This is a genomic window from uncultured Nitrospira sp. (genome assembly GCA_902500695.1).
Lineage (GTDB): Bacteria > Nitrospirota > Nitrospiria > Nitrospirales > UBA8639 > Nitrospira_E.
The window spans coordinates 85901-104184 of record CABVRQ010000001.1 but is presented as its reverse complement, the minus strand read 5'-3'; the positions used below and the strand labels follow the sequence as shown (position 1 = coordinate 104184).

12 protein-coding genes are annotated in these 18284 nt (G+C 51.6%); 6 read left to right on the top strand and 6 right to left on the bottom strand.

What is annotated here, in order from left to right; genetic code table 11:
• The coding region (locus AAH187_RS00330; RefSeq protein WP_342346437.1) for a hypothetical protein at positions 1–244 on the bottom strand (244 nt) is incomplete at its 3' end.
• Between the two features lie 982 nt (positions 245–1226).
• On the opposite strand from AAH187_RS00330, the gene AAH187_RS00325 reads away from it, so the two are divergent.
• The 6 genes from AAH187_RS00325 to AAH187_RS00300 all read left to right on the top strand — a co-directional run bounded on the left by AAH187_RS00325 (position 1227) and on the right by AAH187_RS00300 (position 9193).
• Positions 1227–1676, top strand: a complete 450-nt coding sequence (locus AAH187_RS00325; RefSeq protein ID WP_342346436.1) for a hypothetical protein — start codon at positions 1227–1229, stop codon at positions 1674–1676.
• Positions 1677–2097: 421 nt separating this feature from the next.
• Complete coding sequence (locus AAH187_RS00320; RefSeq protein WP_342346435.1) at positions 2098–2532, top strand: CBS domain-containing protein; 435 nt, start codon at positions 2098–2100, stop codon at positions 2530–2532.
• Positions 2533–2698: 166 nt separating this feature from the next.
• Positions 2699–3259, top strand: coding sequence for a Slp family lipoprotein (locus AAH187_RS00315; protein WP_342346434.1), 561 nt, complete (start codon positions 2699–2701; stop codon positions 3257–3259).
• Between the two features lie 324 nt (positions 3260–3583).
• Positions 3584–4210 (top strand): pyridoxamine 5'-phosphate oxidase family protein, encoded by a 627-nt coding sequence (locus AAH187_RS00310; protein ID WP_342346433.1) that lies wholly within the window; start codon positions 3584–3586, stop codon positions 4208–4210.
• A gap of 112 nt (positions 4211–4322) precedes the next feature.
• A complete protein-coding gene (locus AAH187_RS00305) occupies positions 4323–5093 on the top strand; it encodes a plastocyanin/azurin family copper-binding protein (RefSeq protein WP_342346432.1) in 771 nt (256 codons plus the stop codon).
• Positions 5094–5656: 563 nt separating this feature from the next.
• Entirely contained in the window at positions 5657–9193 is a 3537-nt protein-coding gene (locus tag AAH187_RS00300) for a DEAD/DEAH box helicase (RefSeq protein ID WP_342346431.1), read from the top strand.
• A 491-nt stretch (positions 9194–9684) separates the two neighbouring features.
• Here the strand turns inward: AAH187_RS00300 and AAH187_RS00295 are convergent, their stop codons facing one another.
• The 5 genes from AAH187_RS00295 to AAH187_RS00275 form a co-directional block, all read right to left on the bottom strand.
• Positions 9685–12753 carry an efflux RND transporter permease subunit gene (locus tag AAH187_RS00295; RefSeq protein ID WP_342346430.1) on the bottom strand — a complete coding sequence of 1023 codons (3069 nt, stop codon included), beginning with the start codon at positions 12751–12753 and terminating at the stop codon, positions 9685–9687.
• A gap of 11 nt (positions 12754–12764) precedes the next feature.
• Entirely contained in the window at positions 12765–13766 is a 1002-nt protein-coding gene (locus AAH187_RS00290; protein ID WP_342346429.1) for a hypothetical protein, read from the bottom strand.
• A 122-nt stretch (positions 13767–13888) separates the two neighbouring features.
• Complete coding sequence (locus AAH187_RS00285) at positions 13889–15175, bottom strand: TolC family protein (protein WP_342346428.1); 1287 nt, start codon at positions 15173–15175, stop codon at positions 13889–13891.
• Between the two features lie 148 nt (positions 15176–15323).
• Complete coding sequence (locus tag AAH187_RS00280; protein WP_342346427.1) at positions 15324–16751, bottom strand: sigma-54 dependent transcriptional regulator; 1428 nt, start codon at positions 16749–16751, stop codon at positions 15324–15326.
• Positions 16745–18268: an ATP-binding protein gene (locus tag AAH187_RS00275; protein WP_342346426.1), complete on the bottom strand. Its 1524-nt coding sequence runs from the start codon at positions 18266–18268 to the stop codon at positions 16745–16747. Before AAH187_RS00275 ends, AAH187_RS00280 begins: the two co-directional genes overlap by 7 nt.
• Positions 18269–18284 lie beyond the last annotated feature (16 nt).

Below are 18284 nucleotides of genomic sequence, written 5' to 3'. Positions count from 1 at the left end.
CATATTTCGAGGCGCTGTAGACTGAGGGGATATCTTGAAATAGAAGTTTTTCGTCTGCAGAAAACGTGGTATCAGGGATGTCCGGTTGGGCAAAGGCTGAAAGGGGAAAGAGCCCCGAGCCGAAGCAGATATTCAGAAAGACTCCAAGCACGCATGGTCTCATCTGAACGTTCAAAATTACATTGCTATTCTCGATCATCCGACTCTGATCACTGCGGCTGGATGTTTTGATCGGTGGTGTCATGAAAATTTCTGGTCTCTTATTTTTTCCTGGCGAAGGCGATTGTAGAAACCATAGCCAACACCGCGAAGCAAAAAAGAAAATCCTTCAATGAACCATCAGTCCCGGAAGTAATTTCCATGCAGATTTTTTCGTTTTTCTGTGTAATTAGTTCACGCCATCTTCAGTTCTTTCGGTTTTTGATTGCCTTTTCTTTATATTTTTCAGTTGGTTGAGTGACTTTAATGATCACTCAGGATTGGTGGAACTAGGGAGGGGTTGAATTCACGGATAAAGAATATGAGGCAAAAGGCGCCAGTGAGATGAGCCGAATAAGCCGTTTTTGTCGGTCAAGATGGCGGTATTGAATGTTGATGAGGGATTCCGGCAGAGGGGCAGATTGTAGGGAAGGTTGAGAAAACGAGACGGCCGGCAATTCCGATACTCAAGCCGTTAACGGGTCTACAACTGGAATAGGACGCCTCGGTGGGTATCAGGTGAGTTTGTGTGGGAAGTTTAATGACCGGGAGTGGAGAGATCAGGTGACAGCAAGAAATTCCCGAGGTTCTCTGAAAAACGATTATTTTCTCACGCAAAAGGTTTTTCCAACTGTTGACGAACTGTACGAACAGGAATCATTAGACTTGTCAGTCGGGGTAATCTGGAATGGTGATATGGTGTAAAAAGGCGAGATGATGATTTATCCCTCAGATATGCTAGAATGTATATGTAAACAGAAGTGAAAGATTTTGGAAAATCGAGAGTACTAGGCGTAGGAGGGTAGGAAATGCGCCTTCTCGCCCACGCTGAACTCAGAAACGCTTCAGAGGCAGTTTGAGCATAGCCTCACGTTCTCCCAATTTCTTCAACGTCCAGATTTCTATTTATCTTGAGAGTGGTCAACCACTTTTAAAGGGCATCTTTTGCCAATAGGCAGGATTGCGATTACCTAGTAGGATTAAAGGTTTTAAATAAGGAATCACATTACACAAAGGAGGACAGAGAAGTGCGAGAAAAGAAATTCGTTTTTGTCATATTGGCAACGGTTTTGGCGTTGTCTTTTGGTATCGTTCAAGGCTCTTTACCCAAAGTATTTGCGGAATCTAAACCTGATCTAGAGCTGATTGTAAAAGTGAACGAGAAGGGGTTCTTCGACGCGAAGAATAAGTTGCTTGGACCCAAAAATCCCTTGAAGGTATCGAAGGGCACAACCGTAAAAATAGTCTTCGTGTTTGATGAAGGGATGAAAAGTCTTGCTATGGGTGATTCGCATCAAATAGCCATCACTGCCGATGATGGCTTGACTATTGAGAGTGAGAAGATTTGGGTTTTTAATCAAAAATCCAGTGTGACGTTCGTGGCTGGAGAAAATGGAAGAACCCAATACCGAGGACACTGTATTATCGACTGCATCGGAATGGACCATCTGAACAATCTTGTGATCAAGGTGGTGTAGCGTTAGGTCATTCGTGATGAGGCAGGGATAGGCTATACCCGGGAAAATCGTGAAGTTATGAGGTTGGAGGTAAGTCATAAATGTTGAGGGGGGAGCTTACAGCCAGGCGTTTTTTGGAAATCGCATGGCATTGTATCTTTGAGGAGAGGTCATCCTTGATATCTGGAATCAGATACTCAGTGCTTCCATCACCGATCCTTGGCAAATCCTCATAGCGATTTTTCATTTTTGGTAGAAAACCACGCCTCAGTGTGGATGGCCCCGTCCAACTAAGGAGGGATGTGTAGACTACCCAGCGATGTCCTGACGGGCTAAATACATAGGCCTGTTCGTAGGGTTGAGAAGGAAGCGGAGAAAAACTTAGCAGTCATTTCTGTTACACGGAACTCTCAAGAAAAAAGGAAGGATTCTTATGCGACGAGTGGACTACATTGTGGGGGCAAGGGATTTCAACACGCTCGAGGCGGAGCAATTTATGCAAGATGTGGTGACATACTACCACGTTGAAGATACCGTCGATAAGTTGGCTGGAGCGATGAGTGAAGGCGGATTTGGAAGCGTCCCAATTTTGGCTGCAGATGGAAAGTTAGTGGGTATTGTAAGCGAGTATGACCTCCTGAAGGCCATTGAGGCGGGTAAGGATTTGGTTAAGGTGACGGCAGGGGAGATTATGGTCAAAAACCCTGTCACTGTATCCCCAAAGACTCTGGCTATGGAGATCATCCACTTGTTGCAAGAAAGACATTTCATCCGGACACCGGTTGTCGATGCAGAGGGCAAGCTGGTCGGTGTTGTCTCTCGCAGAGACATCATCCAGGGCTTTTTGAGGGTGACCAAGCCGTTAAGGGGTTTCTGAGTGACCGTATAGGATTCTCAAGCACTTTCTCGGCCGGGTCGATCCCATGAGCGGTAAAAAATTGGTCAGGTGTCTTTGGCCCTCATAATCTGGCCAATCGAGAATGGTGCTTTTGTGTTTAGGTACGAAATCCTTATTCATCTGGTGGCCAGGGTAGAGGGGATTTATGAAACGAAGAGATATTCTAGGGTGTGTGGTGTTAGGTCTAGTGTTGATGGGAGGATGCGCGTCCTCGCCCATGGAAATACCGGAAACTCTTCAGAATCAGATTGATCCTACGCTCACGTTTTCGCAAGTGCTGACCCATCCTGAGTCCTCTCAAGGGAAGATACTCGTGCTTGGAGGGGAGGTCCTGTCGGCCAGGCGTCTTGCGGAAGGCACCCGCCTTGAAGTGTTACAATTACCATTGGATGAGTACCAACGTCCCCTCGTGACCCGTACCGATTCACAAGGCCGGTTTATTGCCACGGAGAAAGCTTTTCTTGATCCCGCCATGTTTCCGCCGAATACTTTAATCACCATTGTGGGAGAGGTGACGGGGAGGGTCGCCGGCAAGCTTGATGAAATGGACTATCAGTTCCCCGCAGTGGTGATCAAAAACCTGTATGTGTGGAAAGACCCGTCGCTGACTCAGGAAAGCAACGCCGGTCCCTGGTACAGTATCTTTGGTGGTGGCAGCACAGGAGGCCGGGTTGGTGGCGGGGTCGGGGTGGGCATCGGTTTTTAGAGTCGATTCGCTCTTTCTGACGCAGCATGGGCTTCCCATTACCACATCGGGCTATGCGTTTGGTGATGAACCTTTATACTGATTACTCGAGTCATTGACTGAATTCCTCAGGCCCCTCCGCGAGCAGCTTTAGCTTTCCCATCAACTAATTGGTGGTGGTCCCCCTTCCTCCATTTTCTGAAATGTGATGGGGGATATGGTTCTTTCCTTAGGCAAGCCCGTGCGTCTAAGATAACGGGTGCACCTCCCTCTAGAGAATTTCAATAATTTACGAAGGCAGGACCGGCACAGGTTTGGTCTTGAGCCATAAACTGAAGGTGTAGGATGAAAAACGAGTCGGAAGAATCGACACCGTGCGTGGGCTCCGAAGGAGAGGGCCGAGCCCAAAATATGTTGGGGACAGGCCGGCGGGCCGCGGCTTTTTATCGGAATCAGATGGAGAGCGAATTAAACGCCAGCATGCAGTCGTTTATTGCCAGACAGGAAATGGTTTTTCTTTCGACCGCCAATGCCAAGGGCGAATGTGATTGTTCCTTTCGGGCGGGGACTGTCGGTTTCGTTCGAGTGCTCAATGCCAGGATGTTGGCCTTTCCCGAATATCGCGGAAACGGGGTCATGGCGAGTGTCGGCAATATACTTGAAAATTCCCAAATCGGCCTGATGTTCATTGATTTTTTGCAAACCACGGTTGGGCTGCATGTCAATGGAAAGGCAAAAGTCCTCACCAATGATGATATCATCGGTCTTCCCAACGTCACGGAGGCGATCCTCGAGGACGTGACTGTGAGCGGAGGACGTCATCCCGAATGCTGGACGTTGGTCGAGGTGGAGGAAGCTTTTATCCATTGCTCAAAACATATCCCACTGCTCAAAAAATTAGACAAACCTCTTCATTGGGGTACCGACGATGAATTCCTCAAAGGCAGTGGGTTTTTCAAGGAGATCCGCTGAGGGCCGGTATTGAATCTTAGACCAGGATCACCTGACGATATTTCCCAGGACGAGTGTTAGAGAACGCTGTGGAGTCCTCACAACATCACCCACGTCTGATTGAAGGGACCTTATGAAATCACTCGCACGAGCCTGGATCATCGCATTAGTGATCATATTGGGCTGTCCACTTCCACTGTTGGCTACGGTCGGCTGGGAAACGGGGGATATGGTGCTGGATTTCGGGCTGAATCTGGAATCTGGAGAACGTACGGTCCTGGTAGATAAAGTTGAAGTCGGAGAACCGTTCTTTGTTGAGCTGACCTGGAAACTTAATGCGCAAAATTGTCTTTTGCATGTACAAACCCCTGGGGAGGATGGCGTACCTTCCACCACTCTCGTTCTGGATGACGGCCTATTCAACGGAGTTGTTTCTCATGCGGTCTTTCACAAAGTAGATGAGGTGGTGGTGACGGCTCAGGAAGGGCAGAGGTGTGAAATTCACCCGTCTCACGATGAGTTTTTGGTGGTCGCGCGGGCTCCACGTGCTTCCGTAGCTTTTGAAAAGGGGTGGGCGAATACACCAATTGGTGCAGTGGTCGTGGTGTTTCGGGCCACCACATTCTTTTCTCCTCATGAAATCACCATCGAACCCGGACAAAAGGTGGTCTGGATCTATGCTGATGGTGCGCAAGAACCTCACAGTGTGACGAGTGGCGGGTGCCGGGTGAACGATTGCACCGGTGGCGGACAACATTTCCAGAGTGGTCTGAACATCAATAAGCCCGGGCATCGGTTTGAACACGTATTCAAACGTTCGGGCACATTTCCCTATCACTGTGATCTTCATTTAGGGTCAATGCAAGGCACGGTGATCGTCAAAGGGACTCTCCCGAGCCCTTAGCCAAACCCCTGTTCTTCTATGCCTGCACGAGTGAGAGCCTGAGGATCATCGGGGTCGATGGAAAACCTATTTATGACAGACCGATTATGGCACAGATGAATCTTGCCATGGTCGCGTCAGAAAACTTGGGGCATCTGCGTTGAATCCTCTCCATTTTGCAATACGGTATGGCTTGGCTTCAATATTTTGAGGCTCCTGGCCAAGAGGCGTTGCCCTCTTCAGAACGAAGGATTGATCTCTTTTTCACAAAACGTTTTTTGCGGGATTGAGACCGTCCGGCGATTTTTCGTATCTGTTCGGTCCAGACGGGCATACATCAGAGGATGAGTGGTGTATAATTAACGTTTTGGCCGAGACCCATCTGGAATGGGAAAACTCGTTAGATTCGTTACAACTACCGGGGATGTTTGGTCGACCCGTGCCTGTGTTTTATAGAACATCCATATGTCTTATCAGCGCTGCTGCCGAGTGATGCCTTGTCCATCACGACCGGGAATGTCCGGGTGTCTGAAGTCGAGCCTGTTTACTGTTCGGCCAGGGTCCCACAGAACGGGAGGGGGACGATGTCTGTAGAACCCTTTGGTGTCCTGGAACACCTGAAAATTCTCTCTCCTAATCATGTCTACTTTCTGGCTTCCAAGGCCTTTGTCCTGCGTGGGTATGAGTATTATTCCCAGGGAAGGCTCGAGTCGTATAGCTGGGATCGAACGCAGACGACTTTGGCCGCGATGGTGCGTGGAGCCAGTCCGTATCTCGTTCGATTTGGTGTTCAGAACGGGCAACTCACCTTTTCCTGCAACTGTCCGGTGTGGACGCCGGAGTCGCATTGCAAACATGTTATTTGTGCATTACTGACAACAGTCAATCTCCTGCTGCCCGATACGTTTCGTATGCCCTCATCTAATTCCACACAACGAGTCCAACTGATGCGACAACTCATGGCAGGGGCCGGGAGTCCTTTGACCCCGGGGCCGTCCAATCCTGGCATTCCTCCACGCTTCGAGATTACTCTTCGTAACCGTCATGGGGTGTCATCAATTAGCATTACCAACCATGGAAATATTTGCCAATCTTTTGCGGGGATGCCAACCGAGTTAGCCGTGCTTCTTCGTGCCACCCAGGATCCTGCATGGTCCGTCCAGGAAGGGCTGCGGGACTTCCTTAAACATCACGGTCAGAACCATGCCTTGTTCTTCGAGCATGCGGATGGGAGATACCCTGTGGAATGGGCGCCGGATTCGTTGTATACCACGAAGACCGAATTGGACATTCTCGGGTCGCACGTCTCGATTGCCGCCTGTTGTTTGCGTTTCGGAGAGGTGCAACCGGACACCCACGCCTGTCTGGGCTTTGCCGCTGATTTGGGTGCTAAAAAACTTGGACCACTCGAACATGAAGGTGGGTGGGCCGTGTATGATTTGTTGTATGAAAACAGCCAACGGGAACGGGTTATTGAGCCTGATGATCTTCTCAGCCGACCGTTGGCCCTGCCTTCGACGCCCCACCAGCGAGATGGCTGGCTTTCATCGGAACGCCCCACAGGAACGGACCGACCAACTTTTTCCATTCCGGTAGAACAGTTTATGGCCTTACAATTCGATATTCCCTTGCATGAACAAGATCGAATTTTTCGGTCGATGTTGCTCAAATGTGCCGGTCAAGAAGTCTCACGCACTGATCACCGTCATTCCGGAACGACGCCAACTTATCAGTATCGGCTCACATTCATTCCAGAGACTATTCCGATGGATGCCTCGGTGTTGGATTTGAGGACAGGGATCCTACGCGCAGAATGTTGGCTTGAGGAAAGCAAGGGGAAGCCCAGTGTCCCTATTTTCAGGATGTTTCCATTTTTGGAGCGTGCCAAAACCGTCTCGAGCGGGTTGAAGGCGAAGAAACGCCGTGCACTCCTCTATGACACCTTTTTCCAATTGATCGGACACCATAAGCCATCGGATGCCAGAAAACTTGTGAAGGCTTGCATTGCGCAGGATGAATTCCGTCCATTCAAACTTAAGGCGGAGGCCGAACAGATCCTTCAGCGATTTTCCTCGCCAGCACTAGAGTCCAGTGTCCGTTTGGTAGTGCACGACGGACATTGGTGCGTCGTGGTGAACGATTGGGCGAAAGAAGCTTTGCTGTATGCCATTCCTTATATGCTGTGGGGGCCATCGCTTTTTGATGGAATGGTGGAACATGATGAAATGAGCCTTCCGCTGGCAAACCTTTATCCCTTGTTTCCCGACCTTCATGCCAAACTGCAGGAAGCAGGAATCGGCCTGTTTTATCAAGACCAGCCCATTTCCACGTCGGAGTGGAATTGCTCGATCGATGCGCGACGCGCTTCGGGTATTGATTGGTTTGAACTACGACCGGAGTTGCTGTGTGACGGGGTGCGGATCGAAGCCAAGGATATCCAAAAAATTCTTGAGCGTGGTGGTATGATGGAGGCGGATGGGATCATCCGGATTGTGGACCAGAACACTCAAGCCATTTTGCGCGCGTTTGCCTTCCTCTCCAATAAACCCAGCCTGGAACACAAGGAACAAAAGTCCGTCGTTCGTGTGCCAAAATTGCAAATTCTGGATTGGGTGGCGTTAAGAAAGCAGGGAGTGACGGTCATCCTTCCTCCGGCGGATGAAGCGTTGATCAACCGGTTACTGCACTTTGAGCAGATTGAGCCCATTCCCCTTCCTCAAGCCTTAGAGGCCACGGTTCGCCCGTATCAACAAGAAGGGTATCGATGGCTGGGGTTTCTCTATCAACATCGCCTGGGTGCGTGCCTGGCGGATGACATGGGATTGGGAAAAACCCTGCAAGCTATTTGTTTATTCGCGGGAATCAAAGAAGGCATTATCCAACCACCGGAACCGATTCAAGGCCCGCATCTCGTGGTCCTTCCTCCCAGCCTTTTATTCAATTGGGAACATGAAATTTCCAGGTTTTACCCCACACTGACTGTTCAATCGTATACCGGAAAGGAACGCACGTCCTCATTTGCCGGAGCTGATGTCGTCCTCACGACCTACGGCCTCATCAGACGGGATATTGCGATCCTCGACCAGATCCGATTCAATGTCATTCTGTTCGATGAAGCCCAGGCGGTCAAAAATATTGTAGCCAGGACCACCGGTGCCGCGAGACGTCTCAAAGGGTATTTTAAATGCGTGATGACAGGAACCCCCCTGGAAAATCATGTGGGGGAATATTACGCCCTGATGGATTTGTGTGTGCCGGGCCTCCTGGGAGACTATGAAGAGGTCAGGGGAAAAATGAAAACGCCATCGCCGGCGTTGTTAGAGACCATTATGCAACGGAGCAGACCTTTTGTATTGCGCCGAACCAAAAGTCAAATCCTGAAAGAACTGCCACCAAAAATTGAGACGGATCTGTATCTGGAATTGACCGATCGCCAAAAGACCTTGTATCAACAGACGGTCACCAAAATTCGTTCAACCATTGCTGCCGCCTATAGAAGTCAAACGCCCGCGCAGGCCCGTATTATTGCGCTGACGGCGATTCTCAAGCTTCGGCAAATCTGCCTGTCGCCGCAATTGCTCAGTCCCGCTGATACCAATCTTTCCCCGAAGCTTGAATGTCTTCTTGATCGGCTGAAGGAACTCCTTGATGAGGGGCACAGTGCGCTCGTCTTCTCCCAATTTACGTCGTTTCTGGATATCGTCGAACAGGCCTTCGATGCGCATGGGATTTCCCATGTCCGATTGGATGGCTCCACACCGACGCCCACGCGAAAAAAACTGGTTCAGGAATTTCAGGAGGGATCGAACCCATCTATCTTTTTATTGAGTCTCAAAGCTGGCGGGCAAGGGCTGAATCTGACCAAAGCGTCCTATGTGTTTCACTTAGATCCCTGGTGGAATCCGGCCGTGGAAAATCAAGCGTCTGACCGTGCTCATCGCATCGGGCAAACCCAGAAAGTCTCTATCATGCGGTTACTCATGCGACATACCATCGAAGAGAAAATGATGGAACTGAAGCAGAAGAAATTAGATCTCTATCACGCCGTCCTGGAAGGGACGACCCCTCATGGCGGCGGGGCGTCTCTCTCACAAAAAGATTTTGATTTTCTTTTGGAATGAACCGTCATTGACCACGGGCATAAATATGTTTGACCTCATTTGTCACCACGCTGCTCGTAGCTTTGTCTGTCAAGGTTCATTATGAAGTCGGCTGCCGTATTTACATTCATCAACCTTTGATCCACGCGATCCCGATTGTTAGTTTTGATGACCCGGATCGCGCCCTGCATCTTCCTCCAAATGGAAGCCCTTCACCTGAGGAATTCTCAGCCGGGGCGAGGAACACGAGTCACTCCCATGATAGAGAGCCGTCTCTGTGGCTTGTGTTTTCCTGCCGAACCATCAGTTTTTGAAAAATGGAACTCGTAGTGTTTCGTCCTCTGGCCAGATCGATTCCGATGCCCATTGCCATCCCGACATGAGCCTGCGCTTGATTAATGCCAAGATTCTGTAGAACCGCAGGTGGGGTTTGTCTTTTTTTAACCTCAAGTCTAGTCGACATGGATGAATAGGACTTGATGCGGACTCCTTCTTTTTTGACGGGTTTGAATTTATTGTGTGGGTTGGACTTGCCCGAACGCCTTGTACAGGGATGGCAATAGAAAAAGATTCAGAACAGTCGAGGTTGTTAAACCACCAAGGATGACGATGGCCATGGGATATTCAATTTCATGACCAGGTTGGTTTCCTCCAATGACAAGAGGGATGAGGGCCAACCCCGCCGTACAGGCTGTCATAAGAATGGGAACCAACCGTTCTTCAGATCCCCGCATCACCAACTCGGATCCGAATTGCTCTCCTTCCCTTGTTTCAAGGTGCCGATAGTGGCTGATCAGCATGATGCCGTTCCTGGCCGCAATACCTAAGACGGTCACAAAGCCGACAAGCGACCCGAGTGAAAGGATGCCACCGCTCATGAAGACCGCCACCACGCCACCGATCAAGGCGAAAGGCAGGGTCATGGCCACCATGCTGACAAGTCTCACGTTTCCAAAATCCACATGCAGTAAGACAAGGATGCCGATGAATGAGAGAGCTGCCAGGGCATACAACCGGCTCTGTGATTCCTGTCGCGCCGCGTATTCTCCGAGAATTTCCGGATGATAACCCCGATCAAACGGGATGTGAGTGACCCGCGATTCAATGTCACGGGCGACGCTGCCAAGGTCTTGTCCGGCGACATTCGCGGTGACATCAATGCGGCGCGAAGAGGCTTCGCGCTTGATTTCATTCGGAGTGGGTACGATGGTCATTTCCGCAATATCGCCCAAGGGAACGAGGGTCCCTCCAGGAGTTTCAAGAGGGAGCTGCCTCAATGCCTGCACATCCGTTCGGAGAAAGGCTTCACCCCAAACCGCCACGGTATAAATCTCTTGATCCTGATAGACTTCTCCTGCTTTGAAACCTTGAAGAAGGGTGGACACCGCTGATCGGATCTGGCCGGGCCCCATTCCCAAATTTGCGGCGACGTCAGGTCGCAGACGAATTTGAACATGAGGCACCAAAACCTGCGATTCCACTTTCAGGTCAATAAGGCCATTGATGTCACTGAGCGATGCGTAGACCTCTTGAGCCTTTTCACGCAAAATGTCCAAATCCGGCCCGTAGATTCTTACGACGATGGCCGCGCTGGTACCCGTCAGCACTTCTTTAATCCGTTCTCGCAAATAGGTCAGGACATCACGATAGAGTCCTGGATAGCCGCCTACCACTTCCTGGATTTTTCTGACGGTGGCTGCATACTCGATGTGTGGATCGAGACTAATCCACAGTTCGCCAAAGTTAGAGCCGACGACCTCATCCGCGACTTCGGCCCGGCCAATGTGAGAACCAAAATTCCGAACTCCCGGGATAGCGCGTAATTCCTGGCTCACTCGAAGCGTGCTGCGTTGCATGGCCTCGAGAGACGTCCCGGGTTTTCCGACCCAGTGCATGAGAAAGTCGCGTTCCATAAAGTTCGGTAAAAATTCTTCCCCAAGGAACGGTAATGCCATGAAGGTTATGGACAGGGCGCCGATGAGCATCGTGACGGACCAACGAGGCCGATTAACGAGATGAGGCAGGAGGGCACGGTATCCTGTTTTCAGAATCCTGGCCAATGGTGCTTCCTGACGCCTCAGCGGCGCTTGGGGCAGCAACGTCAGGCTGAGTGCCGGAGTGACAGTGAGCGCAACCAATAAGGAAGCCATGATGGCCAGGATGTAGGACAACGCGAGGGGACGAAAGAACGCCCCAGATAACCCCGGTAAAAAGAATACCGGTAAGAAGACCAGACACACAATTAAACTGGCAAAGACCACCGCGCTCCGTACTTCCAGGGAAGCCCGGAGTACAATTTGGAAAGCCGGGGAAGGATTGGGTGATTTTCGATTGAGGCGGAGCCGACGCATAATATTTTCAACATCAATGATGGCATCATCGACAATCTCTCCAAGCGCAATGACCAAACCGGCCAGCACCATGGTATTGATCGTGCCTCCTCGAAAATGCAGGACTACTGCCGCAGCCATAAGTGAGAGGGGAATGGTCACGAGGCTGATAACTGCGGTTCGCCATTCAAACAAGAAGGCCACCAGGACCATGATGACCAGCACACTGCCGAGCAGCATCGCCTGTTGAAGATTTTCCAGTGACATTTCGATAAAGGTCGCCGGGCGAAAAATCGTCGAATCGATTTCCACTTCTGCCAGCCCCGGCCGCATGGAATCCAGAACCGCTTCCACTTTTTGTGTCACATCCAGGGTATTGCCCCAGGGCTGTTTTTCCACAATCAGGAGCAGTCCTGGAGCGCCGTTGATAATGGCATCACCGATAGGGGGTGGATGGCTCTCCACCACACGAGTGACATCCCCTAACCGGATAGGGACATTGTTTTTGAAACTCACGAGCGTTTGCGCCAGATCGTTTGGAGTGGTTATGGGAGAAATCTGGCGAATCGGCAACTGCTGGTTCGGCGTTTCAATAAACCCTCCGCCTGCCACGAGCGAGGCGTCACGTGCGGCTTGCATCACCGCATTCAGGGTGATTCCATTGGCCTGTAAGCGGCGTGGATCGACAAGCACTTGATATTGACGATCCCGCTGTCCCCAAATGGCCACATTGGCCACTCCCGGTATGGCTCTCAGTCGTGGACGGATTTTCCAAAGGGCCAGATCAGTGAGTTCCATGCGAGACAGGGTTTGTGATGAGATCCCAATTTTGAGCGCACGGCTGGTGGACGAAAGCGGTGACAGGATGACCGGGGGGCGAACCACGGCTGGAAGGGTGGGGGACACCAGGGCCAACCGCTCTTGAACCAGAGAGCGAACCCGTATGAGATCCGTGTCTTCCTGGAATATCAGCACGACTGAGGAAAGTCCCAGAACGGTTTTCGAGCGAATCGTCTCCATCCATGGTAATCCATTGAGCGCCTGTTCAATGGGAAGAGTGATCAAGTGTTCCACTTCCTCCGTGGAAAGGCCGGGGGCTTCAACCTGTACCTCTACGCGGGGAGAGGCGAATTCGGGAAACACATCCAACGGTGTCGACTGCAAGGTCCAGAATCCATACACCAGGAGAAAGCCGGCCAACGCCATGATCAGCACACGAAATCGCAATGATGTGGTGATGAGCCAAGCCATGGTGAAGCGCGTTATTGACTGAATCCGACTTCTGTCCCAAAAAGCTCTGCCGCCCCCTGGTCGACAATTGCCGAACCAGGAGTCGGGCCGGACGCTAACACGGCTTCCGATCCATGAATAAAACTGACCTGCACACGTTTCCGAACGAACGTGTGTGGAGCGCTCTGTTCGTACACCCACGTACCGCCATATATATCCAGGATGACCGCTGACCATGGCACGACCAGGCTTTCTCCTGTTTGCTGTAAAGGCACCAAGATTTGAACCTTTTGACCAAGTTGCCACTCCTTATTTGAATTGGCGACTTCGTAGAAGAGATCGACGGTTGCGGCGATTGGATTGGAGGAGGGAGGGGCTGGGACAGGGTTGGCCACAAACCCCGTCTGCCCGTTGAGATTGCCAAGAGGTTCCATGCGAGCAGATTGTTGGCGGTTTATCTCGTTGAGAACACCGACATACACCGGGACACGTATCCAGAATCGATCAGGAACCGCAATCGCGAGAAGTGGGGGGCCCAGTAACTGACGTCGAGCATGCGCTTCCGCTAGAGTCCCCTGCGCCAATCGATATTGAACCTTGGCCTCATCGACAGCACGTTGGCTCCCCGCATGGTCACGAAGGAGACGTTGCGTGCGGGCCAGGAGCACTTGAGCGGCTTGAACCTGGACCTTGGCGGCCTGAACCTGCCCGTCGGCATTCACTTGGGCTTCTGCAACGCGAATCTGATCCGCAGGAGTCATTAACGGCAGGATCGTGAAGACCGACTGTTTGTCGTTGGATGAGGACCGTTCCTCGCCGGCAGCCAACCGATTCAGCGGCAAAATAAGTTCGCCTCCATACAGGCGGGTTTGGTTAACGGCCCGACGTTCAATGGCCACGGTCGTGATCCCGAGCCGCGCTTCGGCCTCCGGCGTCAATCGAATCGTATTGAAGTCTGTTTCCTGGGCGAGATGGTCCACCTGAGCCTGGCTGAAAGGTTCACCAGACTCCACCGGCTTTGGAATGGTCAACACAGTCAGCAGGCTTATGAATACAATGCAGGCACACCTGGAAAGGTATGATCGATGGCATCTGAAAATCCCGAATGGTGTATTCGATTGTACGGGGGCCATAGGTGCTGTCGATGCCGTGTAGCTCACGATGGCGCCAGCCCGGTTTCCGGAGAATGATGAGGTTGGGAAAGAAGTGAATGACCAATGGCGCGCTCGAGTTCAGCAATAGCTTGGCGTTGGCCAGCGATCAGTTCGACTTCACGGATCCGGGCTTGAATCCAGCTTTGCTGAGCGGTCAATGGCAACAGGGCTGTGGCGTCCCCGGCCTCAAGGGCCTTTTGTGCCTGAAGGGTCGCCATCCGATGCGCCGGCAGCATTCGTTGCTGCCAGTTGCGGACACTGGATACGGTTTGAACCCATCGGGTGTGTGCCTGTCGGACTTCGAGGGCGATTTGATCCCGTATGGTCACATACCGGCGAGCGGCAATTTCCACTCCGGCTTCCGCCAGAGCAATTCCGCCCTGGTTTTGATTGAAAATTGGAAGGGTGAATTGAAGTCCTGGACGGGAATTAAAGGGTTCGGTGGTGGTTTGTTGGGCTCGATAAATTCCGGTCAGCACAAAAATTTCTTTACGTGCCAAACCGACCCGTTGACCGGCTGCTTCTAACTCCAACTCCGTTGCGCGCAGATCGGGACGGGTGGCGAGGGCATCAGTCAACAATTCCTCGGCACTCCGTTGTGTTGTGGGTAAGCTTGAGGAGTGTTGCAAGACGATGGAAGCGTCTTCAAAACCTAACCCGATCAGAGCCCGGAATTGTTCACGAACCAGAGTGACCTCATGCGTTAATTGATGGATCTGCTCCTCGGCCTGCAGGGCATTGATTCTGGACGTGCCGGCATCAAGTTCGCTGATTTCACCGGCTTGCCATCTGGATTCCGTGATTTGGGCGATGTGACGAAGGATTTCGGCATGTTTCACGGTCAGGCCCAGTCGCTGTTCAGCAAGCAGTGAATTGGCAAAGGCGACTTTGACATCGCGCACGAGGGTTAATCCATTTTGAATCAGTCCCTCCACGGCTTGCTCCAATTTACGTTGTGCGGCTGCCACTTTTTGGGGCCGGAGCCAGAGGGCTTCCAATGGAAAACGTATGGCAAATTCCAAGGGGGCCCCTGGGGGGCTTGGACCTGTTGGAAATAGTCCCCAGAACTGGGGGTTTTGCAACATATTGGCTTGAATGAGTTCAGCTTCCGATACACCTAATCCCGAAAAGGCTTCCTGAAATGCGGCGTTGTTCCACAAGGCGACCGTAATGGCTTCTTCCAGCGTGACACCATCCTGCAGGGAGACGTCAGGAGGAATCACCGTCTTCTCAGGTTCATCTTTCAGCCCGGATCCAAAACCGGTTCGCTCTTCGAGGCGGTCGCTCACGTGTGAATGATTCTTGGGAGTATTCGCACATCCAGGGATGAACAGAATCACTCCCATAAACAATATGAGCAGATGTGCTGACCTGGACTTTATTATGAGAAAGAATGGATCGAGCAACGCGACCTTTTCCCTTGAAAATCGATGGAATCTAAGGATGCTTTGGTTCATCAGGGAGTGAGGTCCCTTCTTCAGCAACGATCCCTAATTCTTTTAATTTGACATACAGGTGTTGACGGTGAATGCCCAAAAGACGAGCGGTCTCGGCTTTGTTTCCCTGTGTTCTGGCGAGCGTACGGGAGATCAGTACTCGCTGGACATGTCGAACGGCCTCTTCCAAGGGGAGCGTTAACAATTCCTGCCACACCGGATCGCTTTCGGTGTTCGTCGCGATAGGCATCATGCCCGGCAGATCGTCCTTGGTGATGAGAGAACTGTGGGCCAGCAGGACCGCCCGGTGGATGAGATGCTCCAGTTCCCTGATATTCCCTGGAAAATCGTAGAGTAACAGCAGACGCATGGCCTCATCCGTCACCCTCACGGGGCCATCGGATTTTTCGGTCCGATAGCGTTGCAAAAAGAATTCGACCAGCTCGGGAATATCGCTTCGCCGGGATCGAAGCGGAGGGAGGTGGATCTGGACAACATGTAATCGGTAAAACAAGTCCTCCCGAAACAATCCATTGGCCGTGAGTTGCTGCAGATTGCGATTGGTGGCCGCCAGAAGCCGGAAGTTCACTGGAACTGTTTGCAAACCACCCAACCGTTCTATGGTTCGCTCTTGTAAGACCCGAAGCAGTTTTGCCTGCAACTTCAACGATAGCTCCCCGATTTCATCTAGAAATACCGTTCCACCTTCAGCCAGTTCCAGTCGTCCGGGTTTAGTCTGAGTGGCTCCCGTAAAAGCCCCTCGTTCATGACCGAAGAGTTCACTTTCCAGAAGGTCTTCCGGGATGGCCGCGCAATTGATAGTCAGTAATGGAGACGCGGCCCGATGACTGTGGCGATGGATGGCATGGGCCACCAGCTCCTTACCGGTTCCGGATTCTCCGGTAATCAACACCGTGGCATCAGCAGAGGCGACTTTCCCAATTGTCTTAAAGACATCCATAATCAGCGGGTGACAACCGATGAGCCCGGTTCTTTCGCTTATCGTGGAAATCTTCTGGGCACGTAACTGTTCGACTTCCCGACTAAGACGGGACAGTTGGACCGCCCGATTCGTGGCCCGCAGTACCTCATTCGCGTCAAATGGTTTGGTAATGTAGTCATGGGCTCCGGCCTGCATAGCCGTAATCGTTTGTTCGCTGTCACCGAAGGCAGTAATAATCAGCACGGGAATGTGTTGCTTCCGGGGTTGTTGACGGAGGGCTTTGAGCGTAGAGAGCCCATCAAGGTTGGGCATTTTGAGATCCAACAATATCACATCCAAAAGATCAATCTGAGAGATGAGAGTGAGCGCCGCCTGTCCATCCGAAGCCTGATGAACCTCATAGCCTTCCGCACTCAACAGCTCGCTTAAACTTTCACGCAGGTGTGTTTCATCGTCTACAATGAGCACAACCGGGGTTTTCACCATGGCAGATGAAGCTCGAACCGGGCTCCCCCCTCTGATGATTGAATATAGTGAAGAGACCCGCCCATGGCTCTGGCCATTTCAGCCGACAGAAAAAGCCCAAGGCCGGTCCCCTGTGCCTTCGTGGTGTAAAACGGTTCGAACAGTTTGGAGATGATATCCGGCGGAACGCCAGGGCCTGTATCTGAGACCGCAATGGTCATCTGTGAAATATTCCGATCCGGAAGCTCTATCGTGATTGACCCACCACCTGGAGCTAAGGCATCAATGGCATTGGACAGGAGGTTATCCAGAATTTGTCCCAGCCGATCCTGATCAATGGAGATCGAGCCCATGGGCATGGGATTCTGGAGAAGTCCTATCGTGACATGTTGGGTGGCAGTGAGCGCCTGCCAGGAATCCACCCGGGCAGACAGAAACCGAAAGAGATCGGTTGGGACCTTGGCATTTTCAGCCGGTTTACCCAGAGAAAGCAGACGGACCACCAGGCGGTCTAGACGCGTCGTTTCCTCTTCTATCACATCAAACGCCTTGCGCAACGATTCTGTGAGGGAGACGTTTCGACGTGTCAGTTGGAGTTTGAGCCGTATCGAAGCGAGAGGATTGCGAATCTCATGAGCCACCCCGGCGACCAGCCGGCCTAATATTGCCAACCGTTCCGTTTCGTGGAGTTGCCCCTGCAATGTGCTTTGGTACCCGTGTTGTTCCTGTATGATGTGAGCCAGTCGGTTAATCTTGGTCCCGATGCGATCCAACTCCTGGATGTTGATTTCAGGTAACGGGACGTCTAGCTGAGCTTCCATCCTTCGGAGGCCAGACTCTAACTCGGAAACCCCCTGATCGAGTCGCCGTGTGATCATCCAAGCGCTGACAGCCACCACGCTGACCATCCCCAACAATCCCAACCAGCCGATTCCGTAGAGTTGACGGTCCACATTGTGAATTCCGCGAAGCCGATGGAGAAGCCAAATTGCTCCAACAGGCTGTCCGGCACCCAGAAGTGGATCTGCGCGAAACAATAGAATATCCGGCCCATCAACCACTTGTTCTGCCTGAACACGTCCTTCTTGAATAGAGCGATTGATGAGTTGTTGGATCGCCGGTCGTTCTGTTGTCGGAATCTCGTTTTTCGTTTCCGATCCGTGATAGGTGGGGTAGGCGTATCCTAAGAATGTTTGATCTTGGAGACGATAAAATCCACCCTCGACGCCTTCCGCCTTCATTAAAGCGGATTGCAGGATCGAACGCAGCAGTTCTTCCCCACCCCAGAGTTCACTCTCTTCCGATTCAATATTCGGAATAGTGCCCCTCATATACTCATAGCGTGCCATCAACTGGTCCTGCAGGTGATCCATTTCACGGATCGCCTCATCGACCACGGCTGATTCCCTGTGTCCGAGCACTTGAACGCCCAGCATAATGGCAAGGGCTAAGGTGATGATGGCCAAAATCCCCAGGGTTTGAATGTGCCGCTTGATCGACCATGGTCTTTGAGGAGTGTTCCAACGGGGAGCAATCATGCATACCCTATTACTC

Bases quoted from the DNA above. Each gene is read 5' to 3' on its own strand.
- AAH187_RS00315 (WP_342346434.1), top strand. From the start codon at position 2,699: ATGAAACGAAGAGATATTCTAGGGTGTGTGGTGTTAGGTCTAGTGTTG.
- AAH187_RS00310 (WP_342346433.1), top strand. From the start codon at position 3,584: ATGAAAAACGAGTCGGAAGAATCGACACCGTGCGTGGGCTCCGAAGGA.
- AAH187_RS00305 (WP_342346432.1), top strand. From the start codon at position 4,323: ATGAAATCACTCGCACGAGCCTGGATCATCGCATTAGTGATCATATTG.
- AAH187_RS00300 (WP_342346431.1), top strand. From the start codon at position 5,657: ATGTCTGTAGAACCCTTTGGTGTCCTGGAACACCTGAAAATTCTCTCT.
- AAH187_RS00295 (WP_342346430.1), bottom strand. From the start codon at position 12,753: ATGGCTTGGCTCATCACCACATCATTGCGATTTCGTGTGCTGATCATG.
- AAH187_RS00280 (WP_342346427.1), bottom strand. From the start codon at position 16,751: ATGGTGAAAACCCCGGTTGTGCTCATTGTAGACGATGAAACACACCTG.
- AAH187_RS00275 (WP_342346426.1), bottom strand. From the start codon at position 18,268: ATGATTGCTCCCCGTTGGAACACTCCTCAAAGACCATGGTCGATCAAG.